Annotated in this window: 23 protein-coding genes; 12 read left to right on the top strand and 11 right to left on the bottom strand. The window is 33.2% G+C overall.

Annotated features, from left to right (window positions below):
* Positions 1-39: 39 nt before the first annotated feature.
* The gene (locus ACEW8E_RS07065; RefSeq protein WP_373479635.1) at positions 40-387 is read right to left on the bottom strand and encodes a YbaB/EbfC family nucleoid-associated protein; all 348 of its coding nucleotides are present in this window, start codon (positions 385-387) and stop codon (positions 40-42) included.
* A gap of 159 nt (positions 388-546) precedes the next feature.
* Positions 547-1,119 (bottom strand): peptide deformylase, encoded by a 573-nt coding sequence (def, locus tag ACEW8E_RS07060; protein ID WP_373479634.1) that lies wholly within the window; start codon positions 1,117-1,119, stop codon positions 547-549.
* A gap of 199 nt (positions 1,120-1,318) precedes the next feature.
* Between def and ACEW8E_RS07055 the strand changes: the two genes are divergently transcribed.
* Positions 1,319-3,664, top strand: a complete 2,346-nt coding sequence (locus ACEW8E_RS07055; RefSeq protein ID WP_373479633.1) for a DUF3488 and DUF4129 domain-containing transglutaminase family protein — start codon at positions 1,319-1,321, stop codon at positions 3,662-3,664.
* A 616-nt stretch (positions 3,665-4,280) separates the two neighbouring features.
* On the opposite strand, the gene ACEW8E_RS07050 is transcribed toward ACEW8E_RS07055, so the two are convergent.
* From ACEW8E_RS07050 to ACEW8E_RS07035, 4 genes are all read right to left on the bottom strand, one after another.
* Positions 4,281-5,222 carry a glycosyltransferase family 2 protein gene (locus ACEW8E_RS07050; RefSeq protein ID WP_373479632.1) on the bottom strand — a complete coding sequence of 314 codons (942 nt, stop codon included), beginning with the start codon at positions 5,220-5,222 and terminating at the stop codon, positions 4,281-4,283.
* Positions 5,223-5,277: 55 nt separating this feature from the next.
* Complete coding sequence (lspA, locus tag ACEW8E_RS07045; RefSeq protein WP_373479631.1) at positions 5,278-5,742, bottom strand: signal peptidase II; 465 nt, start codon at positions 5,740-5,742, stop codon at positions 5,278-5,280.
* Between the two features lie 267 nt (positions 5,743-6,009).
* The gene (locus ACEW8E_RS07040; RefSeq protein WP_373479630.1) at positions 6,010-6,801 is read right to left on the bottom strand and encodes a biotin transporter BioY; all 792 of its coding nucleotides are present in this window, start codon (positions 6,799-6,801) and stop codon (positions 6,010-6,012) included.
* 181 nt (positions 6,802-6,982) lie between these two features.
* Positions 6,983-7,282: a YggT family protein gene (locus ACEW8E_RS07035; RefSeq protein ID WP_373479629.1), complete on the bottom strand. Its 300-nt coding sequence runs from the start codon at positions 7,280-7,282 to the stop codon at positions 6,983-6,985.
* Positions 7,283-7,374: 92 nt separating this feature from the next.
* On the opposite strand from ACEW8E_RS07035, the gene psbX reads away from it, so the two are divergent.
* The 3 genes from psbX to ACEW8E_RS07020 all read left to right on the top strand — a co-directional run bounded on the left by psbX (position 7,375) and on the right by ACEW8E_RS07020 (position 9,050).
* Positions 7,375-7,491, top strand: a complete 117-nt coding sequence (gene psbX / locus ACEW8E_RS07030) for a photosystem II reaction center protein PsbX (RefSeq protein ID WP_373479628.1) — start codon at positions 7,375-7,377, stop codon at positions 7,489-7,491.
* Positions 7,492-7,682: 191 nt separating this feature from the next.
* Complete coding sequence (locus tag ACEW8E_RS07025; RefSeq protein WP_373479627.1) at positions 7,683-8,471, top strand: Ycf66 family protein; 789 nt, start codon at positions 7,683-7,685, stop codon at positions 8,469-8,471.
* Between the two features lie 78 nt (positions 8,472-8,549).
* On the top strand, positions 8,550-9,050 hold the full coding sequence (locus ACEW8E_RS07020) for a TolB family protein (protein ID WP_373479679.1): 501 nt from the start codon (positions 8,550-8,552) through the stop codon (positions 9,048-9,050).
* Between the two features lie 57 nt (positions 9,051-9,107).
* Here ACEW8E_RS07020 and rlmN read toward each other — a convergent pair whose 3' ends face one another.
* Positions 9,108-10,124: a 23S rRNA (adenine(2503)-C(2))-methyltransferase RlmN gene (gene rlmN / locus ACEW8E_RS07015; protein ID WP_373479626.1), complete on the bottom strand. Its 1,017-nt coding sequence runs from the start codon at positions 10,122-10,124 to the stop codon at positions 9,108-9,110.
* 34 nt (positions 10,125-10,158) lie between these two features.
* Positions 10,159-11,139 carry a LysR family transcriptional regulator gene (locus tag ACEW8E_RS07010; protein ID WP_373479625.1) on the bottom strand — a complete coding sequence of 327 codons (981 nt, stop codon included), beginning with the start codon at positions 11,137-11,139 and terminating at the stop codon, positions 10,159-10,161.
* A gap of 179 nt (positions 11,140-11,318) precedes the next feature.
* Here ACEW8E_RS07010 and ACEW8E_RS07005 point away from each other — a divergent pair, with 179 nt between their 5' ends.
* The 3 genes from ACEW8E_RS07005 (at position 11,319) to coaD (ending at position 13,071) form a co-directional block, all read left to right on the top strand.
* Positions 11,319-12,065 carry an NnrU family protein gene (locus tag ACEW8E_RS07005; protein WP_373479678.1) on the top strand — a complete coding sequence of 249 codons (747 nt, stop codon included), beginning with the start codon at positions 11,319-11,321 and terminating at the stop codon, positions 12,063-12,065.
* Between the two features lie 148 nt (positions 12,066-12,213).
* Positions 12,214-12,552, top strand: coding sequence for a thioredoxin family protein (locus tag ACEW8E_RS07000; protein WP_373479624.1), 339 nt, complete (start codon positions 12,214-12,216; stop codon positions 12,550-12,552).
* A 33-nt stretch (positions 12,553-12,585) separates the two neighbouring features.
* Positions 12,586-13,071, top strand: coding sequence for a pantetheine-phosphate adenylyltransferase (gene coaD / locus ACEW8E_RS06995; RefSeq protein WP_373479623.1), 486 nt, complete (start codon positions 12,586-12,588; stop codon positions 13,069-13,071).
* Between the two features lie 166 nt (positions 13,072-13,237).
* On the opposite strand, the gene lpdA is transcribed toward coaD, so the two are convergent.
* Together lpdA and ACEW8E_RS06985 are read right to left on the bottom strand one after the other, a co-directional pair.
* Entirely contained in the window at positions 13,238-14,659 is a 1,422-nt protein-coding gene (lpdA, locus tag ACEW8E_RS06990) for a dihydrolipoyl dehydrogenase (protein ID WP_373479622.1), read from the bottom strand.
* 160 nt (positions 14,660-14,819) lie between these two features.
* Complete coding sequence (locus ACEW8E_RS06985) at positions 14,820-15,236, bottom strand: hypothetical protein (RefSeq protein ID WP_373479621.1); 417 nt, start codon at positions 15,234-15,236, stop codon at positions 14,820-14,822.
* Between the two features lie 148 nt (positions 15,237-15,384).
* Here ACEW8E_RS06985 and pflB point away from each other — a divergent pair, with 148 nt between their 5' ends.
* Positions 15,385-17,661: a formate C-acetyltransferase gene (gene pflB / locus ACEW8E_RS06980; protein ID WP_373479620.1), complete on the top strand. Its 2,277-nt coding sequence runs from the start codon at positions 15,385-15,387 to the stop codon at positions 17,659-17,661.
* 172 nt (positions 17,662-17,833) lie between these two features.
* Here the strand turns inward: pflB and ACEW8E_RS06975 are convergent, their stop codons facing one another.
* Positions 17,834-19,720, bottom strand: a complete 1,887-nt coding sequence (locus tag ACEW8E_RS06975) for a cation:proton antiporter (protein WP_373479619.1) — start codon at positions 19,718-19,720, stop codon at positions 17,834-17,836.
* Positions 19,721-19,866: 146 nt separating this feature from the next.
* On the opposite strand from ACEW8E_RS06975, the gene ACEW8E_RS06970 reads away from it, so the two are divergent.
* The 4 genes from ACEW8E_RS06970 (at position 19,867) to petH (ending at position 23,665) form a co-directional block, all read left to right on the top strand.
* A complete protein-coding gene (locus ACEW8E_RS06970; protein WP_373479618.1) occupies positions 19,867-21,531 on the top strand; it encodes an ArnT family glycosyltransferase in 1,665 nt (554 codons plus the stop codon).
* Positions 21,528-21,968, top strand: coding sequence for a hypothetical protein (locus tag ACEW8E_RS06965; RefSeq protein WP_373479617.1), 441 nt, complete (start codon positions 21,528-21,530; stop codon positions 21,966-21,968). Before ACEW8E_RS06970 ends, ACEW8E_RS06965 begins: the two co-directional genes overlap by 4 nt.
* Before the next feature lie 202 nt (positions 21,969-22,170).
* Entirely contained in the window at positions 22,171-22,440 is a 270-nt protein-coding gene (locus ACEW8E_RS06960) for a phycobilisome linker polypeptide (RefSeq protein WP_373479616.1), read from the top strand.
* 22 nt (positions 22,441-22,462) lie between these two features.
* Complete coding sequence (gene petH / locus ACEW8E_RS06955; protein ID WP_373479615.1) at positions 22,463-23,665, top strand: ferredoxin--NADP reductase; 1,203 nt, start codon at positions 22,463-22,465, stop codon at positions 23,663-23,665.
* Positions 23,666-23,869 lie beyond the last annotated feature (204 nt).

Below are 23,869 nucleotides of genomic sequence, written 5' to 3'. Positions count from 1 at the left end.
AAATTATTTTACCTATTACTTATTACTTATTACTTATTTTTACATTCCGGGTAAACCTAAATTACCAGTTAAGGCTTCCATTTTTTCTCGCATAATTTCTGTAGATTTTTGGTGGGCATCTTTAACCGCTTCTGTTACAATTTCAGATAATTCCGAAGCAGTCTTAGTTAAGGCTTCGTCTTTGATTTCTACAGATTGAGGCTCTTGATTACCACTCACAATAACTACAACTAAACCATCAGCACTTTGCCCTTCAATACGCATAACTTCTAATTCTTTTTGTAAATTAGCCGCATCTTCTTGAATTTGTTGCGCTTTTTGAAAGGCATTGGCTAACTCTTTCATTTTACCTAAACCGAAACCGAATCCTTTTCCTTGATTATTCATACTTTTTATAGTGAATAGTTAATAATTAATAATTAATAATTGATAATGAATAGTTAATAGAAAATCAACAATAAAATAGTATTTATTTCTAATATAAACTATTACTTTAATTAATTGTTCATTGTCTATTGTCTATTGTCCATTGTTCATTGTATATTGTCAATTATTCATTGTAATGGGTTTTACTGCGGAAACCGAAAAGCCTTTTTTATTTAACTCTTCCGTTAATGCAAAATTATTTTGCACTCTATCTACAAATAATACTCCATTGAGATGATCTATTTCGTGTTGAATAACTCTCGATAATAATCCCATAGCTTTTATTTTCCGTTGTTTTCCATATTCATCTTTATAACTAACTTCAATGGTGCGAGGGCGAATAACTTCTAAAAATACTTGAGGAATACTTAAACAACCTTCTTCCATGACGCATAAATCTTTACTAATTCTTTTGATTTCGGGATTAATTAGAATCATGGGAGGAGTATCGGGGTTATCTGGTTGACAATCAACAATAATTATCTGTTTATTGATACCGATTTGAGGCGCGGCTAAACCAATTCCATTTTCACTATACATGGTTTGCAACATTTCTTTGGCTAATTCTCGGATACTATCATCTATTTTTGCTACTCTTTTAGCAGGTTGACGTAAAACTTTGTCTCCTAAATAGTGAATGTCTAGGGGAGGATTTTCTAATTTTTCTTTTTCTATAACTAGATTTTGATTCATAATTGAGTTTGATAAATTAACAATAAAATTTTTTATACTGAATAATAGGTAATAATAAAATATTAACTTGATTTTTGTACCCTTTGATCAATTAACATAGCAAATAGTAAACAAATTTTGCGTCTTTTTTTCCGTTTTTGCACACAAAGGCAAAATATTTAATAAGACAACATCATTCAACTCGCATGAATAAATTATCATGGAAGAATCACGCCAACGCCCTACTATTAAAGGTATTACCCAGCAAATAAAATCTTTTCCTCCCCCCAAAACAGAAGAGTCTATTTTACTCCGAATCTTAGTGCAAACTATGGTAATTGTGGGAATTATTGCCACAGATGTTGCCGCTAGGGGTGAATCAATGATGAGTTTTTGGGCGATTCCTTTAAGTATTTTAGGCGCTTTTATTAGTTGGCGAAGACGCAAGAAAAAAAATATCAGTCTTAAATTTGGTTTAGCGATCGCCATGATCATAGCATTAGTGATCTTTTTAGGCAACTTATTAGAAAGTTTATTTGATAATCGCTTAGTATTAGCAGAATTTTTAGTACAATTGCAAGTCTTACACAGCTTTGATTTACCCAGAAGAAAAGACTTAGGTTACTCCATGATAATTGGTTTAATCTTAATAGGAGTATCCGCTACATTATCCCAAACTTTAGCCTTCGCACCTTGGTTATTACTATTTTTATTCATCGCCATTCCCACCATGATATTAGATTATCGCTCCCGAATGGGATTAAAAACATGGGAAAGCGAATTTAAACACCATCAACGGGAAAAAAATCCCCAGAAAAAACAACAATGGTGGCAAAATTCCCCTTTATCTCCCAAAAAGTTAACTAGCTTTGTTTTAATTGTCATGGTTTTGGGGTTATCCTTATTTGCCATTCTGCCTCGTTATCAAGGTTATCAATTACAAACTTTTCCTGTAAATGCACCTGAAGGATTACAAAAAACTTTTCAACCTAACGACAAAGGTAGAGGCATTGTTAGCCCGGGTTATAATCCTGATGGTAGTCGTAACGGTGACGGAGACTTAATGGGAGATGGAGGCAGTGGAGACAATCCTGATAATTCCTATTATGGTTTTAACACCACAATCAATCAAAATTTACAAGGCGGTATTCTTCAGAAAAAAATCTTGTTGAGAATACGCTCTCAAGCACCCGGTTTTTGGAGAGTTTTAGCCTTTGACCATTATACTGGACAGGGGTGGAAAATTTCCAGAGAAGAAAAAACTATGGATATTAACCGTAATCCTTGGAATTATACCTTTAATTTGAATGTCCCTTTTACCAAAAGAGAAACTCGCAGAATTATTCAAACCTTTACCGTTGTTTCTGATTTACCCAATATTATTCCCATTTTAAACTATCCTCAATTCCTTTACTTTCCTACCGAACAAATTGCTGTAGATACTGAAGGTAGTTTGCGATCGCCATCAGGATTAATTGAGGGTTTAACCTATACCACAATATCACAAGTCCCCTATAGAAGTCAAGAAAATTTAAAACAAACAGGAAATAATTATCCCGAATCTATCACTAAATACTATTTAGAAATCTCACCATCAATCAAAGACAAAATCAAAGAAAAAGCCGAAGAATTATTAGCAAAATCTCCTCGCCCATTAACATCTAACTATGAAAAAGCCTTATATTTAGCCCAAGCTATCAAACAAAATTATCAAATTCAACCTAATATTCCTTTACTTAAAGAAGGAGAAGACTTAACTTTAGCATTCTTTCAAAATAAAGGAGGTTATCCAGATCACTTTGCTACAGTTTACACCATGATGTTGCGATCGCTTAATATTCCTTCTCGTTTAGTTGTCGGTTTTGCTAGTGGACAATTTAACCCTTTTACAGGTTATTATGTAGTACATAACACCGATGCCCATGCCTTAACGGAAGTTTACTTTCCTAACTATGGATGGCATTACTTTGATCCTTTACCCGGTCATGAAATTATACCACCATCCTTTGAAGATGACAACACTTTCGGAGTTTTAGGGCAATTATGGCATTGGGTTGCAAGTTGGTTGCCTTCTCCTATCACCAGCTTTATTACTATTTTATTTAGCAAGATATTTAATCTTATTACTAACCTTTTTAGTGCAAATTGGATAGTTAAACTATGGCAATTTTTAACAGGAAGTTTAGTCGGTATTTTAATGGGATTTTTAGGGTTAATTATTCTTACTTTTATTAGTTGGCTAGGGTGGAATTTTATGCAAAAAATATTATATCGTCTGAAATTAGCTAAACTTAACCCTACAGAAAAATTGTATCGAGAAATGTTAGATTTGTTAGCAGATAAAGGATATATCAAAAATCCAGCTCAAACTCCTTTAGAATATGCTCATACTTTAACCGAATTTTTAACCATCGAACAACTAGAAATTATCATGTTAATTACTAATAATTATTTACAATGGCGTTATGGTAATCTTCCTGTTAATTTAGACTATTTAAAATCACAATTTAGTTTACTTAATCAAAGTTTTTCTCATCAGCATAAGTTAACTATCAACGCAAAATAAAATAGATTGTGGGTTTTAAAATTAATAAAAATGCCTCTGTTACTTCTCTTCCTGATAAATTATTCCTTGAAAAAGGTATCAGGTATCAGGTATCAGCTATCAGGTATCAGCTATCAGGTGAATCAATCTATAACACAAATTTAATTGTTAATTATTATAATCCTTATAGTGCCAACTTTCTAACCTAACTACTATTGAATATTAATTTATCGTAACTACGGTAGAAGAGCAATAAAAATAATTAATAATCTTCGTTGTCTCTTCTCTCTTGTCTGAATGTCTTTGAAAGGTTAAATAGTTATATACTTTTATCTATTACTTCTAGCTTAAAAACCTTTATTCTTAGAGATTTCTCCTCTCTCCTCAATTAATCTAATATGCAACTTTTTAAATTCAATCACAAAAAAAATTTTATTTTTCCCTTGACTTTTCCTTTTTTTTTCGTAATAATAGAGATATAATCTTACAATAAAAACATCACTGTCTATGTTTAAAAAAGATAATATCTCTATTGTCTAAATAATAACACAAAAGTCAACGAGACACAAGGAAATTTTCCTTTTTTTTCAAATTTTTTAAATAATGAATTACAAAAGAAAGAAGAAAGAAAAAGAATCTAAGAAGAAAAAATATCTCTTATTCGATAAATAGGGCGTTTTTGGGATTCGTGATAAGTGCGCATAAGTAATTCTGCTAACAAGCCAAAGGAAAATAATTGCACCCCAGTTAAGATTAATAAGACACATAATATCAATAAAGGTCTAGCACCAATACTTTGATGAAAACCAAATTTAATAAAAGTGAGATAAATACCGATAAAAATGCCTAAAATAAGAGAAATTAAGCCAAAAAAGCCAAAAACGTGCATAGGGCGAGTGAGAAACTTTTTCATGAAAAACACAGTTAATAAATCCATTATGACTCGAAAAGTTCGTCCTAAACCATATTTACTTTTACCGAAACGTCTTGGATGATGATTAACAGGAATTTCGGTGATTTTTGCCCCTTCAATATAAGCTAAAGCTGGTAAAAAACGATGTAATTCACCATATAAATTAAGATCCGCAATTAACTCCTTGCGATATGCTTTAAGAGAGCATCCATAATCATGTAACTTTACTCCTGTGATTTTACCAATAATGATATTAGCGATTTTTGAGGGTAAAAGTCGAGTTAAAGCATCATCTTGACGATTTTTTCGCCAACCACTAACTAAATCATAGCCTTCCTCTAGCTTACTTAATAATAAGGGTATATCAGCAGGATCATTTTGTAAATCTCCGTCAAGGGTAATAATGACTTTTCCTGTTGCGGTTTCAAAACCAGCAGCCATAGCTGGAGTTTGCCCGTAATTTCGCCTTAGAATTACTGCTTTAACATAGAGATTTTTTTGCGCAATTTCTCTTAAAATATCAGTAGATTTATCTTGAGAGCCATCATCAACACAAATAATTTCATAAGTTAATTTAGTGTCTTTTAAACTGTTAGTAATAGCATCTATTAAAAGAGGTATATTTTCGGCTTCATTATAAATAGGAATAACTAGAGATAAATCCATGATAAGAATTGATAATTAACAATTAATAATTGATATTTTAAGATAAATAATGAGACTAATTACTTGCTTTTATCGTAGCATAAATTAAGAAAATTATTCCAATATTAATACACATATCAGCAATATTAAAAACAGGGAAATTGATTAAGCGAAAATCGAGAAAGTCAACAACATAGCCGAATAAAAATCTATCAATGCCATTACCTAAAGCACCTGCTAAAATAAAACCATAGGCTAATTGTTCAACTTTTGATAATTTTTCTCGCCAAGCAAAAATCATTAAGCCTAAGCTAACAAGTAAAGATAACCATCTTAGCCAACCTGCACCGCCTCGAAAAAAACTAAATGCGGCACCAGTATTTTGTACATAGGTTAAATGAAAAACTCCCTCCCATAAGGGAAAAGTTTCGCCAACATTTTGAAAATTTTTTGTGATTAAATATTTAGTAATTTGATCTAAAATTAAAGCAGTAATTGCTACTACCCAAAAGTAAAAATTTTTTTCATAAGTTTTTATCATTTTTCAATATTTTTAATAATAAGTTTTATAATTTAATTTATTTTTTATAGAGTAATAGTAAATAATTTGTGAGAATTTTGCCTTCCTAATCCGCCCAATTTTGGGGAAATTAACTTCTTATTTTTTTTACAACTAAAATAGTATTACTGTGTAATATAAATGTTAAGCAATGGGAAATAAAAGGTTTAGTTTTTAGAATTTCAGCTAATATTTAATACTGATTTGCTAATAGCTAATTACTTTAATTTAATAGCTATTTTAAATTAGTTAATAAAATAAAATAATTCTAAGAATAAAAGCTATCACTGATACAGCACAAATTAAAGCCAATTGAGCAAGAAAAGGAGTGATAGAATACCAGTTAATAGCATCCCATAAATAAGTATCACTTAAAACATTACCAAAGAAAGGAGTAATAAAAGTATAAAGAATAAGATAAACAATACCGCAAAGATGAATTACTAATAAACCTAAAAAAGCACTCATGGCAAATAATTCTAAGCGACGTTTTCCGGGTAAAACTAAAAACCCACATAACCAAGCACCGGGGATAAATCCTAAAATATAACCAAAACTAGGATACTGAAAATACTCAAAACTACCACCTTGATAAAAAATGGGTAACTTAAATAATCCCATAATAACGTAAGCAATTTGAGCATAAGCGGCAGCATTTTTTCCTCCTACTAATCCTGTAAAAAAAACTCCAGCTAATTGATAAGTAATACCGAGAGAAGATGGTTTTAAATTTTCTAAATCATTAGAAGTGGGTAAAACTACAAATACTTCAATAAAAGTACCAAAAATAGTCAACATTAAACCAATTAATGCGAAAAAAAATTCATTTATGGGGGATATTTTCTGCGGTGGTAAGCTGTTATTTTTCACAGTCTTAATAGGGTTAACAAAATAATTAAACAAGGGTGAAATAAGATGGACAATAGACGATGGACGATGGACGATGGACGATGGACGATGGACGATGGACGATGGACGATGGACAATTAACAATGAATAATTATTACGTTTCCTGTGATTAAATTCTTCACTATTGAACAATGGAATTAAAAAGGGAGGTTTTAAACTTTGAATGAAACCATTGTCAATTATCAATGATCAATTGTCAATTATCAACAATTTTAAAAAACTTTCGACTTATTTGGGAATCTCCAGTTGTAATACCTTGACAATTTGTTTTGGAAATATTTTTTTGGAAATAGAAAGATAACAGTAAATAATCTTACAGTGTATTGTGTCTAATAGCCAAAGTAATCAATCCTTGTTGTCCTAATAAAATTTCTCGTAATAGACTAAAAATACCTAGCCAAACTATGGGAGTAATATCAATGCCGCCTAAAGGAGGAATTAATTTACGAGTAAAAAGTAAAAAAGGTTCTGTGGGAATATAAGCTAATTTATAAGGAAATTGTGTGAGATTAACGTTGGGATACCAAGTTAAAATAATCCGAAAAATAAATAAAATCGTCATGATGAAAAATAAAATACCTAGAATGATACTGGCGATAATTCCTATATTCATAAATTAGTTACTTTTGTTGGTCTTATATAACAATCTATTGTATTGTAAAATGATATTAATAATTTTTAGTAAGCACAAGGTAAAAAAATATTATGACTCCTTCTTTAGCTAATTTTCTCTGGAGTTTGGTTTGGGGTACCGCTATTGTTGTTATTCCTGCCACTGTGGGTTTAATTCTCGTCAGTCAAGCAGATAAAATTCGTCGTTAAGCGATTCTATTTTATTTAGTTATTGCACTGTTTCAGGTGGATAAATACTGATTAAACTCATAATTCTAGTATTTTTTCCACCTATTAAAAAGTAATCAATTCAACTATTTATTGACTTCAAAAACTATCAATGATGGCATTGAAAAAATCTCGTTAAGATAGATAAAAATATAGCAGTTTAGGTTTTAGTAATGGTTAATTTTGGTTTTAACTCCGCTAGTCTTCTGGGCATTTTATTAGCCTTAGCTGGGGGTGGGTTATATTTAATGCGTTCTTTACGTCCTGAAGTATCTAGGGATCATGATATATTTTTCGCTGCCGTTGGTTTACTTTGTGGTGGGATTTTACTCTGGCACGGTTGGCGTTTAGATCCGATTCTTCAGTTTAGTCAATTACTGTTAGCTGGTTCGGCAATTTTTTTCGCCATTGAAAGTGTCCGTTTAAGAGGAGTTACCACAGATCAAGGGCGAGGACGTTCATCGGCTTATGTAGATAGCGATCGCCCGGTTAGTCGGGTTTATCGGGCAGAATTAGACGAAGTAAGGGGTTATGAGGAGGATTATGAAGAGGAAGAAGTTCCCCGTCGCCGTCTTCAAGGTACACCAAATAAATCAAGTTCTCGTCGTACTAGCTATGAAGAAGAATCCCCCCGTCCTCGTCGTACTCGACCTAATCAAGAACCGAATGCTAGTCGTAGTCGTAATAATTCATCTCCGTCCAGACGTAGTCGTTATGAAGATGAACCAAGAAATACACCAGATCATTGGGAAGATGATTCCTCTTTATCCAGAAGTAGTGCAAAAAGAAGTACTAGACCATCAGATACTTCCTCTTCAAGAAGAATCCCTAAACGTCGTCCAAAATCTGCTGGTGATATAGTTTCTAATGTTGGTACAGAGTATGTAGATTATCAACCTTTAGATAATGATGAATATGACAATCCTCAAAATCCAAAAAACCCTGATAATTTTGATTACTAAAACTTGATTCTTTTTTTGATTCGCAATTTTTCAACCTTGAAGTTACTTTTTGTTTTAGTTATTTTTTCCTGTAGTTTTATAATTAGTGGTTGTACCCCTAAAAATTTATCTCTTTCATCTACCTCGATGAATAGTCGATATAACGATGAACAACCTGCCTTAAGCGGTGATGGCCGTTGGTTAGCAATGGTATCAAATCGTTATGGTCGTAGAGAAGTTTTATTATATGATCTACAGGAACAGTCTTTTGTGGAATTGCCGAATTTGACTTTAGGTAATGCCATTACTGATAGTCCTAGTCTTAGTCGTACGGGAAGATATATTGCCTATATTTCTAGTATTCAAGGAAGACCAGATATTTTTCTTTATGATAGAGTGACAAAGCAAACTCAGTTACTAACTCAAGGTTATCGTAGTTGGTTGAGAAATCCTCGTATTAGTCCTGATGGTCGTTATGTCGTTTTTGAAACTGCCCGTCGAGCTCAATGGGATATAGAAGTTATTGATTTAGGCCCCACCATAGAACTAGATCAGTTAGACGGCATTGTTAATACTGAAGATCCAACAATAAATAAGTAAAATTTACTAAATAATTAGTTAAACACATTATTTATCTGTATTTCTCCCCATTTCCTCCTAACTCCTAATTCGTAATTGTCCACAGGCGGCATCAGCTTCTAAACCACGAGAATAACGCACACTAACAGCGATATTTTCTTGTTTTAATTGGTTTAAAAAGTCATTAACTCTTTCTTTGGATGGCCGTTGATAATCTGCTTCGGAAATAGGGTTATAAGGAATTAAATTAACATGGGTTTGAAAACCCCGTAAATGTTGTGCTAATTCTTTGGCATGATGAGGTAAATCGTTAACTCCAGCTAGTAAAATATATTCAAATGTCACCCTTCTCCCCGTGATTTTTACATATTCTCGACATTCTTTTAATAATTGAGAAAGGGGATAATGATTCGCACTAGGAATGAGTTTTTCTCTTACTTCCTGATTTGAGGCGTGAAGACTCACTGCAAAGGTTATTTGTAGTTGATGGTGTGCTAATTCTAAAATTTTTTGGGGCAATCCGACAGTGGATATTGTCAGGGATCTTTGACCAATACCAATGTCTTCATTAATAGTTTTTACCGCTTTAATCACTTCAGGTAAATTCAATAACGGTTCACCCATACCCATAAATACTACATTAGAAACTCTTTCACCAAACTCTTTTTGTACTGTCAAAATTTGATCAATAATTTCATGGGCTTTAAGATTACGGGTAAAACCTCCTTTACCAGTGGCACAAAAATCACAACCCATAATGCAACCTACTTGAGAAGAAACACACACCGTTAATCTTTTACTGGTAGGAATACCCACGGCTTCAATAATTAAACCATCAGCTAATTTGAGCAAATATTTTCGAGTTTGATCGGGGGCAATACTACAATAGTTAATCTGCGATCGCCCAATAATATTATTATCTTGACTTTCACGCCATTTTTGAGGAAAAACGGTCATATCTTGCCAAGAATTAGCACCCTTTTCATATAACCATTGATAAAGCTGTTTTCCTCGATAAGAAGGTTGCCCTTGTTGGGTAATCCATTGCGTTAACTCTGGTAAAGATTTTCCTAATAAAACTTCTTGGGTGGACATAATGATGATAATTTTGGGTATGGAGATGATTTTCTTAAACTGACAACCAATCTTTATCTTTTTTGGATAGTTGATCTAGTAATGATAAATGATTTTCACTAGCAAATTGCGGTAAAATTTCCTTAATAAAGGCTTCCGATGCTTTAGAGCGATAACGATTAGAATTGACTATGACGGATAAAGTACGTCGAATTTCTATATTTTGAATATGCGCTCGATGAATAATACCCATTTTTAATTCTTTTTCAATGGCGGTAATAGACACAAAAGCCGCACCTAAACCAGACTGTACCGCATTTTTGATAGCTTCAATAGAATTTAATTCCATTTCTATTTTTAATTCACTGGTATTAATTTCGCAACGAGTTAAAACTTGATCTAACACCTTTCGGATGGTAGATTGAGAGTCTAAAGTGATATAACTAAGTTGATATAAATCTTCCTTAGCGATGGTTTCTTGTTCGGCAAGAGGATGATTAGGTGGTAAAATTAATGCTAGTTCATCTTCTGCGTAAGGAATTATTTGCAGTACTTCTTGTAACTCCATAGGAACTTCTCCGCCAATAATAGCTAAGTCAACTTGCCCGTTGGCTACAGCCCAAGATGTGCGTCGGGTTGAATGTACTTGTAGCTGAACAGAAACATAAGGATATTTTTGATGAAATAAACCAATCATTCTCGGCAGTAAATAAGTTCCTGTAGTTTGAGATGCTCCAACAATTAATGTTCCTCCTTGAAGATTTTGTAAGTCTTCTATGGCACGACAAGTTTCTTGACACAGGGTAATAATTTTTTCTCCATAGGTAAGTAATAAATTACCTGCTTCTGTCAGTTGCGCTTTTCTTCCTCCTCGATCAAATAATGGTACTGCTAATTGTTTTTCTAGGTTTTGAATTTGTAAACTAATGGCAGGTTGAGAAACAAATAGACTATCGGCGGCACGTTTAAAGCTACCTTCATCGGCAATGGCTTTTAAAATCCGTAATTGATCGAGGGAGAATGGTATATCTGACATATTTTTTGAATATATAATAGTGATAATTTTGTGATCAAGTTTTAAAAAGATGATAATTAGACTCAAACAATATAGGGATCAATTTTTAACCTGATAATTGATAAGATCTAATTTAACAATAAAATAAGTATTAATTATATTTCTACTCCCTAAGTATAAACTTTATGCACCACTTTTTAATGGCTGAATTTTCTCTTAATTTTTTAACTTCTAACCTTCCTGATTGGTTAACCCCTAGTCATTTTATCATGGTGGGTTTATTACTTTTATTTGCCATTGCCCATAGTGGTTTAGCAGCCTTAAGAGTGTGGGGAGAGTCAAAAATTGGTGCAAGATTGTATCGAGTTTTATTCGCTTTAGTCAGTATCCCTTTAGCCACTGTTTTGGTTATTTATTTTTTTAATCATCGTTATGAAGGTTTAGTGCTATGGCAACTACAAGATATTTATGGGGTTAAAACTACGGTGTGGATTTTATCTTTTATTTCTTTTATTTTTCTTTATCCCGCCACTTTTAATTTACTCGAAATTGCTGCAGTGGTTAAACCAGAAGTACATCTTTATGAAACGGGAATTATTCGTATTTCTCGTCACCCTCAAATGGTAGGACAAGTTATTTGGTGTATTGCTCATAGTCTTTGGTTAGGTACTACTTTTACCCTTGTAACTTCTTTTGGTTTAATTGCTCATCATCTTTTTGCTGTGTGGCATGGCGATCGCCGTCTAACAAAACGTTATGGAGAATCATTTTTAAAAGTCAAGGAAAGAACATCAGTGATACCAATGTTAGCAATAATACAAGGAAAACAAACCTTGGAGGTGAAAGAATTTTTTAAATTATCTTATATAGGGGTAACGGGATTCATATTACTATTTTGGTGGTTACATCCTTGGTTAATGGTGGCGACAAGTAGAGTAAATTTTTAAAAATTAGTAGATGAAATTTGACTCTTTCTTGCAAAATATAGTAAAGGGATCAATGATAGATAAGATAAAATCAACTTTTTCAAGGTATAATTATCTTTTCAGACTCCATTTAAAACCGTCATTTTTAAGATAAATCTTTTTACATAACATGATTACCATCAATCAAGAAACTTTCCGTCAAGAGGTTTTAGAATATCCTCACACAGTGTTAGTAAATTTTTGGGCTCCTTGGTGTGGTTTATGCCTTATGCTTAATCCGATATTGAATAAATTAGAGTCTGAATGGCAGGGGGAATTAAAAATAATCAGTATAAATGCTGATCAAAATTTGAAACTTGCTAATAGTTACCGTTTACGAAATTTACCGACAATTTTAATTCTTCGTAGAGGAGAAGTGATTCATCGATTAGAGGGTTTTCAGAATCGAGAAGATTTATATAATACCATGAGTAAAATCATGTTAAATTCCGTACCTAAATCAGCGTAAATAATTAAAAATTTAGGAATTACGACTTATTCAATGATTGCAATTTATCCGGGGAGTTTTGATCCTATCACATTAGGACATTTAGATTTAATTAATCGTAGTAGTATTTTATTTGATCAAATAATTGTAGCAGTATTAAAAAACCCTAATAAAAAACCTCTTTTTACCATTGAAAAAAGAATTCAACAAATTAAAGATTGTACAAAAAATATTAGTAACGTGGAGGTAGATAGTTTTAGTGGTTTAACAGTAGAATACGCCAAAATGAAACAGGCAGGTGTTTTATTACGAGGATTGCGAGTTATGTCTGATTTTGAACAAGAATTACAAATGGCACATATCAATAAAACTTTAGAAAACAAAATTGAAACAATATTTTTAGCAACGAATACAGAGTTGAGTTTTATTAGCAGTAGTGTTGTCAAAGAAATCGCTAAATTCGGCGGTAGCGTTGAGCATCTTGTAACGCCTAATATTGCTCAAGATTTATATTCAATTAACAATTATTCTTGCCCCTAAATCCTTAATTATTAGGAAGGTTTCGGGTGTCAGGTGTCAGGTGTCAGGTGTCAAAAAATGAGTTTATAGATTATTCAATATTCTTCCTAACTTCTATCTCCCATCTCCTAACTCCTATCTCCTAACCCCTAACTCCTAACTCCTAACTCCTAACTCCTATTTATCATCAACTAGCACGTTTATAGGCTTCGTCTAACACTTCTGATAAAGTAGGATGGGCATGAATATTAAAAGCTAATTGATGTACTGATTCACGGTTAGCGATGGCATTTGCCGCTTCTTGAATTAAGTCTGAAGCATGAATCCCGATGATATGGACACCGAGTAACTCACCTGTATCTTTGCGATAAATAATCTTAGCGATACCATCAGTTTCTTTCTCTGCTAATGCCTTAGAATTGCCTTTAAAATAGGTTTTAACCGTTGTTATCTCAAAACCGACCTTTTCACCTAATTCTTTCGCTTGAGGCTCATTTAAACCTACATAACTAATTTCTGGATGAGTGAAAGCGGCGGCTGGAATACTACGATAATCGATAGTTTTATCATTACCGCACATATTTTCTACAGCAATTATACCTTGTCCTGATGCGGCATGAGCTAACATCATTTTACCGTTAGCATCACCTACTGCCCAAAGATGAGGAACAATTTCACCATCTTTTAATACCTGCATTTTATCGTTGACAGGGATAAAGCCTCTTTCGGTTTCAATGCCAAGGTTTTCTAAGCCGAGATTTTTTGTGGCTGGAATTCTTCCTGTTGCCACTAAACAAGCATCAACTTCTAATATTTCTACTATTTCTTTAGTTTTAGCATCGGTTAACTCAATGGTGACAGGATTTCCGGGGGTAATTTTAGTAGCGAAAACTCCCGTATAGGTTTCGATGTCACGACTATTGATTAAAACTTTTTCCGCAATTTTAGCAATATCTGGGTCAAAAGTTGGCATTAATTTATCTAAGGCTTCAATCATGGTAATTTCACTACCCAAGGCGGTATAAACATCAGCAAATTCTAAACCAATGTAACCACTACCAATAATGGCTATCCATTGAGGTAAAGATTCTAATTTCACCGCTTGATCGCTAGTATAAACGGTTTTACCGTCCACTTCAACGCCTCTGGGTACAAAAGGAGTTGAACCAGGGCATAACATAATATCTTTCGCTGTAAATACTTTCTCACCGTTATCGGTGATTACGCCGACTTTTTGAGTTGCTAAAATTTTTCCCCAGCCTTTAATAATATCAACTTTGAGACGAGTTAAACTATTAGTTAAATCTGATTGAATTTTACTGACTAAATTGTTAGCATGATCTGCAATGAGTTTTCTATCAAAACTAACACCACCAACATTAACTCCCATACTTTCTAAATGCTCATGATGGGATAATTCTCTTACTTTACCTGATGCTGCCAATAAGGCTTTAGAAGGAATACAACCACGATTAACACAAGTGCCACCCATATCACCTGCTTCAATGATAGCGACTTTCAATCCCATTTTAACACCATGAAGGGCAGCACCATGACCGCCAACACCTGCACCAATAATAATTAAATCATAATCAAACTTTTGAGTCATAATATTTCTACTTAAGGAATTTTTTAGATCAAGACAACCTTTCTATTTTAAAGTCCAAAGGATATAAATCAAAAAAAATAACGAGTATAAAGTTTAATTCATAAATATTTTTTTGTCTTCTAATTTTATCCCTATTTTCCACTTTGGCTATTTTGATTTTTTAGAGATTGTTTTTTAAAGATTTTTGAATATTTTTTAACTTATCTTTACTATTAATGGGCTCTCGTGGTTTAGGTAATTCATTATTAGGCCAATTTTTTATGTCACTACAAACACAATCAGCATCTTGTATTCCTAATTGTATAATTGGTACTGGCATTGCACAACGAGCGCAATTACTTATTTCCCATTTTGATGATAATAGTTGTTGAATAGTCTGTTTTGTACCTTCTAAATAACAATCTCCTGTTTTTTTATCCGCTACTAATTCCCAGCATTGTTCAAATTCTATACTATAGCCCTCGCCACAGATAATTTTAGAAGGCAATAAAGACAGATTACGACTAGGAATCAAAATTTTTTTCCCTAGTTGAAGCCAATATGCTAGATATTTTTTCACCTCTGTCGCTGATGCCATAAAAATAAACAAAGATTGAAGTTTTATTCATCCTAGCAAGTTTGGGTTAAAATCTTCAAATAATCTAAAGATTTGCCCTGGAGGAATGGAGTATAATAATAAGTAAAGGAGGCCTAGTACATCAAAACAAAATACTAGATCATAACTTATGGTTAATGTCACAGAAAAAACCACCATTAAAGCTAAACAAGACACTTCAAATATAGCTTGGCAAGGTTTTATTCTCGGTAAATGGACAACGGAAATTAATGTCAGAGATTTTATTCAAAAAAATTATACACCCTATGATGGCGATGAATCTTTTTTGACAGAAGCGACTTCTATGACTAATAATTTATGGACAGAAGTTAAATTATTAATGAAAGAAGAAAGGGAAAAAGGCGTTTTAGATGTGGAAACCAAAATTCCTTCTACTATTACGGCTTATTCTGCAGGTTATATTAATCAAGATTTAGAAAAAATTGTTGGTTTACAAACCGATAAACCGCTTAAACGAGGAATTATGCCTTTTGGTGGCATCCGAGTTGTAGCTACATCCTTGAAATCTTACGGTTATGAAATCAATCCTGAAACGGAAGAAATTTTCACTAAATATCGTAAAACTCATAATGATGGTGTTTTTTCTGCTTATACTACCGACATGAAAAAAGCACGTAAATCTGGCATTATTACTGGTTTACCTGATGCTTATGGTAGAGGGCGTATTATTGGTGATTATCGTCGAGTGGCTTTATATGGCGTTGATTTTCTCATTAAAGATAAACAAGCGCAATTAATTTCTCTGGAGAATGATGTTATCGACGAGGATATAATTCGCCTTCGGGAAGAAATTACCGAGCAAATTAAAGCCTTAAATGAGTTAAAAGAAATGGCTTTGAGTTATGGTTTTGACATCAGTCAACCTGCTAATAATGCTCAAGAAGCAGTGCAATGGACTTATTTTGCTTATCTTGCCGCCATTAAAGAACAAAATGGAGCAGCAATGTCTCTTGGTCGTGTTTCAAATTTCCTTGATGTTTATTTTGAAAGAGATTTACATAACGGCGTTATTACTGAAACTCAAGCCCAAGAATTGATAGATCAATTTGTAATCAAGTTGCGGATGGTTCGTTTTTTACGAGCACCTGAGTATAATCAACTATTTTCAGGTGATCCTGTTTGGGTTACAGAAGTCCTCGGCGGTATGAGTGCTGATGGAAAAGCGTTAGTAACTAAAAATAGTTTCCGCTTTTTACACACATTATACACCCTAGGAGCTGCACCAGAACCAAATTTAACGGTATTATGGTCGGAAAGATTACCTGTTAGTTTTAAACGTTATTGTGCGAAAGTTTCTATTGATACAAGCTCGATTCAATACGAAAATGATGATTTAATGCGCCCCGATTATGGTGATGATTATGCCATCGCTTGTTGTGTTTCCGTCATGAAAATCGGTAAACAAATGCAGTTTTTCGGTGCAAGGGTAAACTTAGCTAAAGCCTTGTTATATGCTATTAACGGTGGTATTGATGAGTATAGTGGTGTACAAGTCGCACCTCATTATATTCCTATTACCTCAGAATATCTTGAATATGAGGAAGTAACCGCTAAGTTAGATGTTTTGATGGAGTGGTTAGCAAAATTATATGTAAATACCCTCAATGTCATTCACTATATGCACGACAAATATAGTTATGAACGCATCGAAATGGCTTTACATGATCGAGATGTTTACCGTACAATGGCTTGTGGTATTGCTGGTTTATCGGTAGTTGCTGATGCTTTATCTGCTATTAAGTATAGTCGAGTAAAAGTAATTCGTAATGATAATGGTTTAGCTGTAGATTATCAAGTAGAGGGAGATTATCCTAAATTTGGTAATAATGATGATTGTGTGGATACCATTGCTTGTGAATTAGTCAAAAAATTCATGAATGAAATTCGTAAACATAAAACTTATCGTAATGCTACCCCTACTCAGTCTATTTTAACCATTACTTCTAACGTGGTTTATGGCAAAAAAACTGGTAGTACGCCTGATGGACGTAAAGCTGGTGATCCTTTTGCACCGGGTGCTAACCCTATGCACGGGCGGGATACAAAAGGGGCGATCGCATCTATGGAATCTGTGGCAAAATTACCTTACGAGCACGCTCAAGATGGTATATCATATACTTTCTCCATTGTGCCAAATGCTTTAGGTAAAACCCCAGAAGCACGAATTAATAACCTAGCAGGAATGTTAGATGGTTATTTTCACGATACAGGACATCATATTAATGTTAACGTTTTTAACCGAGAAACCTTATTAGATGCCATGGATCATCCAGAACAATATCCACAATTAACCATTCGTGTTTCAGGTTATGCGGTAAACTTCATAAAACTAACCAGAGAGCAACAGTTAGATGTAGTTAATCGTACTTTCCACGCACAATTATAAGAGGAGATAGGAGATAGGAGATAGGAGATAGGAGATAGGAGATAGGAGACAGGAGTTAGGAGTTAGGAGTTAGGAGTTAGGAGTTAGGAGAGAGAAAGGAAACGGGGGATTAAGAAGAATATTGAATAATCTATAAACTCATTATTTAAAACCTGACACCTGACACCTACTCTTAAATTAGAGGTATTTCTTCTACTTCTGGTAATTGATTTAAAGAAAAACGAGAAGATTGCATTGTGCCAGATAAACGTTTTAATAAGTCTGGGCGAGAATCGTGTAATAAGTAAATAATTTCATCGCCAATTGTCCATTCTTCTCCTGCGGTTAATATTTCTAATTTGCCTTTTCTTTTCATTAATAAAGGTAATAATTCACCACTATTAATCATAGTTTGTAAATGAATTTGTTGTAAATCTAGGGTATTGGATTTAATAATAGTTTTACCTAACTTAAATTGTCCATCTAGGAGATATTGATTCCATGTTTTGAGGGAAAATTCAGCGACAAAAGCCTGATTAATTTTTTGTTTATTGGTTTTAAGATTATTTTCTTCATTATTGTTGGGGAATATAGCTAAAACTTTTGGAGGAGAAAATTCTTCTAATGCCCTTTGTGCAATCATTAAATTAACATCTCCGTTGCTTGTAAGGGTAATTAAAGTACCCATAGAGTCGATTTGAGCTTCTTCTAATAGTTGAGGATCTAACGCACTACTTATAAATACAGGCAAGTTGTCTTCTTTGGCTTTTTCACAGGCTAATTTATCTGTATCAATTAATACGACAGTTTCTCCTTGAGCTTGAAATAATTTACCAATTAATCGCCCTAAAGGATTACAGCCAACAATCATTACCCCTGTAGCTTGGGCGGAGGTTATTTTCAACAGATTCGCTACTTTACCAGCGCTTAAACCTTGAATAAATACTGTCATCATAATGGTAAGGAAAACTAATCCTTTGATGGAATCACCACCATTAATGCCATTTTGGGTGAGTAAAATGGAGAATAAAGAAGCCACGGAAGCAGAAACTATGCCACGGGGTGCAATCCAAGCTAAAAAGCATTTTTGTCGCCAATTCATGCCATTTCCCCAAGTACAAATTAAGATACTTAAAGGGCGAATGAGTAACATTAAAATTAATACTGTTAAAACACTTCGCCAACCAAGGGCAAAAATACTGGCAATAGATAAATCTGCGGCTAAAAGAATAAATAAAACAGAAACTCCTAATACGGTTAATTGTCCTTTAAAACGTAATAATAATCTTTCTTCTGGAATACCAAAGGCTCTTAAAACGATACCTGCGATTACCGTTGCCATTAATCCTGATTCGCTAATAATGGTTTGTGATAGTCCAAATGTACCCCAAACTCCTGCTAATACCACTAAATTTTTTAAATCATCGGCAACAAAATTGGCTTTTTTCTGAAATGTGCCTAGTAGCCAACCACTAACTCCACCAATAATAGCACCGACTCCTAAGCGAAATAATAACCCTGAGATAATTTCTAAGGAATTAGGAGATTGATTGAGAATGGTATCTAATACTACGACTGCTAAAATTGCCCCTACAGGATCGATTAAAACTCCTTCACTTTCTAACAATGTTGCAACTCTTCTATCTACTGCTACCTGTTTTAAAAGTGGACCTACGACTGTCGGCCCTGTTACTACCACTAAGGAGGCGTATAAAAAAGCTATTTGCCAAGGAAATTCTGCTAACCAATGGGCAGCCATTCCTCCGCCTAAAAAGGTGATTAATGTACCGATGGTAACTAAATTACGGATACTTCCTGAAACTTGCCCTAATTCTTTTAATTCTAGGTTTAATCCTCCTTCAAAAAGAATAATTGCCACAGCTAAAGCCACTAAAACTTCTAAACCAACTCCTAATAATTCTGGATGTAATATTTCTAACCCATCTCTACCTAAAGCAACACCAAAGATTAGCAAAAAAACTATGCTTGGTATTTTTAGATATTCTCCTAATACTTGAGCGCTAATTCCTGCTACAACGGTTATGATAATCTGTATGGTAAGAGCAGACGATTCATCCATGATAATTTTTTTATCTAATTTAAAAGGTTTAAAGGCATCACAAATCAGTAGTTATTCATTATCAATTATCAATTCTCAATTATCAACTTAAAATATATGTTATCCCATTAACTAATAGAAGATTATCAATTATCGATTATCACATTATGAATCGTCATCTTTTTACATCAGATATTCCTAAATATAGGGTAAAATCTCAAGAGCGTTGGTTAGAGTTTTTTTCTTTTTTTAGTCTTTTTATTGCTGCGATAATTTTATACTCTTTTCATTTAGGTGATTTACCTTTAAGAGATTGGGATGAGGGTACTTTTGCTCAGGTTGCTAAGGAAATTTATCAATCTTCTTTTTCAGATTTACATTGGCTTTTTCCTACTATTTGGAATGAACCATATTTCAATAAACCTCCTTTAATTCATAGTTTGACGGCTTTAGTCTATAGTTTTGGTGGCATTAATGAATTTACTACTCGTATTGTGGGCGCTTCTTTAACGGCTTTATCTGTGCCTTTGCTTTATTCTTTAACTAGGGAGTTATTTTTACCCCGCTATTATGGCATCTTTTCGGCTTTAGTTTATCTTACTACCATGCCTGTGGTTCGTCACGGAAGATTAGCAATGCTTGATGGTGCGGTATTATGTTTTCAAATTTTATTGATGTTATGTATTTTAAAAGCTAGACGAGATTTACGTTGGTGTTTACCAGCTGGTTTGAGTTTTGCTTTAATTTGCCTTAGTAAAGGTTGGCTGATGGGTATTTTATTTATTGCTATTACTTTTTTATTCTTATTTTGGGATACTCCTCGATTAGTTTCTTCAGTTTATTTGTGGATAGGTTTACTTTTAGGTGCTTTTCCTGTGGTGGCGTGGCAATGGGCTCAATATCAATATTATGGTGAAGATTTTATTAATACATCTATTAAAAATCAATCGGTAAATCGTGTTTTTACCGCCGTAGAAGGCCATCAAGGACCGATTTGGTATTATTTGTTAGAATTGTTAAAATATCCCCATCCTTGGCTTTTTATCTCTATTTCAGGCTTGGCGATCGCATGGCAGAAACGTAATTGGAGTTGGGCAAAATTTATTATCGTCTGGAGTGGTGCTTATTTACTAGCTATTTCCATAATGGGAACAAAGTTACCTTGGTATATCATGCCGATATATCCAGTATTATCCATAGCGGCGGGAGTAGCCTTAGGAAAAATAAAATCTTTACCGTCTTTTAAATCTTATCCTCCTTTATGGAAAGAGTTTTTTCTTTTGTTAAGTATTGCCATAACGGGGGGATTTTTCTATTTTCTTTTAACTCAACCATATAACCAAAATCTTTTAACGGTTTTAGGATTATTATTAATTACTTTTTCCGTCACCACAATTCTTTTATTCAAAAAAGATCAACAATTTATTCCTGTGTTATTTTGGGGAATGTATGTGTCTTTAATGGTGTTTTTTAGTTCTGATTATTGGTTATGGGAATTAAACGAAGCATACCCAGTAAAACCCGTAGCCGCCATAGTTAAAAAAGAAGTTAAATTTAAGGAAAATGTTTATATTTCTTTTGATTACGAACGACCTTCGATGAATTTTTATAGTGAACATCAAGTGATACCTGCTAACCTAGAAGAAATGCAAAATTTAATTAAATCTTCTTCCTATTTATTAGTAAACCCAGAAACTTTATCTCAACTTAATTTAATCGAAAAAAATAATAATTATTGCCCCATGGGAGAAAATTCTAGTGATTTATCTCATTGTTTTGAAAATATATTTATCCCTGAATCCCAATTTATTTTATTAAAACCAATGCAATGAATTCTCATCATTTGTTCAAATATTTTCAAAAAAAAGAATTAATTACCCTCAAAAAGTCTAAGGTAAAAAATTTTATTATTAGTTTATTATGGTTTATATTTTGGATGTTAATTTATGCTATTTGTGCTTTTATTCAACCAGAATTAATCTTTTTGCCTATGGCATTAAATTTACCTTTAGCTAGTTTCTTTTGTCTAGGAATAATTATTGAATCATTATCAATTTATTTTTTCAATTATGATCAATCTTATGATTTAATCGCAAAACTAATGGTAATTTTATTTACTTATTCTTTAAATTATCTTTATCGTCAAGTTATTTTTCCAGAAACAAAATCTATTAAACTCAAAATTAAATCAAGAATTAAAGAATTTTTTATTTGGTTAATTCCAAGCATCATTATTATTTTAATTGTGGGAAAAGTAACGAATAGTTAGAGTACAAAAATAAAAGAATCATCAAAGAGAAGGTTAAACTTTACCATAGAAAAATGTTTTGACCCCTCATTTTGGTAAGATTGACATTAAGCTGATATTTTGTTGCTTCACCGATAAGATTTATGTGGTGAAAACTTGACATGATAAGCATTTTAAGACAAACTTTACTTTAATTTCATAAAATCAGGAGTATATTAAGGATATGAGAAATTCAAAAGCTGTAAAAACTTTTGCTAATAATCTTTCTGTGGATGAACGTCGTTTCTTATTTGAAGTGACAGGTATTGCACAACAAGGAGATAACAACTTAGATTATCCCATTCGTCAAAGCGGTAATACTTTTATTGCTGTATCTTATTCTCGTATGAATTACGAAATGAATCGCATTAACCGTTTAGGTGGCAACATTATTAATATTTCCCCTATTGGTGTTGTTACTCCTTTAGTTGCGGCGACTCAAACTGAAGGTTAAAACAAAAGGAGTTATTTAGTTAATGAAAAAATTTCAAACAGTCAAAACTTTTGCTAACAATTCTAATATAGAAGAACGTCGTTTTCTCTTTGAGGTTGTTGGTATTGCAAACCAAGGAAGCAATAACTTAGACTATTCTATCCGAAATAGTGGCAGTAGTTTTATTGCAGTGCCTTATGCTCGGATGAATCAAGAAATGAATCGGATTAATCGTCTAGGGGGGAAAATTATTAAAATTACTCCTATGGGCGTTAATACTCCTATTCCTCCTAATAGTCTCAGTTATAGTTCTGATTTTACTCCAAATCCTGAACCTATGACTCAAGCTAAATCCCATCAACCTGTTAAAGTACCAGTAAATATTTATCGCCCTAATAATCCTTTTGTGGGTAAATGTTTAGAAAACTATCAATTAGTCGCCGAAGGTGGTAGCGGTACTGTACGTCATTTGACTTTCGATCTTTCTGGTGGTGATTTACACTATTTAGAAGGGCAAAGTATTGGTATTATACCTCCAGGCACTGATGATAAAGGTAAGCCTAATAAATTACGTCTTTATTCCATCGCTTCTACTCGTCATGGCGATCGCCTAGATGGTAAAACCGTCTCCTTGTGTGTGCGTCAATTAGAGTATAAAAATGAAGCAGGGGAAACGGTAAAAGGTGTTTGCTCTACTTATCTATGTAACTTAGATGAAGGTGCAGATATAGCCATAACTGGTCCTGTAGGTAAAGAAATGTTATTACCTCAAGAGGAAGATGCAACTATTATCATGTTAGCCACAGGTACGGGTATTGCTCCTTTCCGTGCGTTTTTATGGCGTATGTTTAAAGAAAGAGAGAAAAATCCTGATTACCAATTCAAAGGTTTAGCATGGTTAATTTTTGGTATTCCTTACACCGAGAATATTCTCTATAAAGAAGATTTAGAGAAAATGGCGGCAGAATATCCTGATAATTTCCGTTTAACTTATGCTATCAGTCGTGAACAAAGTACTGCCGATGGTGGTAAAGTTTATGTTCAAAGTCGTGTTAGTGAATATGCAGACGAAATGTTTGAGTTAATTCAAAAACCGAATACTCATGTTTATATGTGTGGTTTAAAAGGAATGGAGCCACCAATTTCCGAAACTTTCACCGCCGAAGCCGAAAAAAGAGGTATGAAGTGGGATGAGATGCGCAAACAAATGAAAAAAGAAGAACGTTGGCACGTTGAAGTGTATTAATTATCTTGTTTTTTACCCCCTTTTGGGGGATTTTTTTTTGCTCAAAAATTATTCATTAGTAAGTAGGGTTTGCTGAATAAATCAGAAAGCTATTAAAATCAAGGCTTGGGGCATCGTTAAGTTAATAAAAAAGTGCGTAGTTTTAGGCATTTTTGCTCAAAAAACAGGGTAGTATTATACAGTTACAAGCTCTAATTTCAAAAA

The organism is Geminocystis sp. (genome assembly GCF_041753295.1).
Lineage (GTDB): Bacteria > Cyanobacteriota > Cyanobacteriia > Cyanobacteriales > Cyanobacteriaceae > Geminocystis.
The sequence above is the reverse complement of the archived record's forward strand: the minus strand, read 5'-3'. Positions and strand labels throughout refer to the sequence as shown.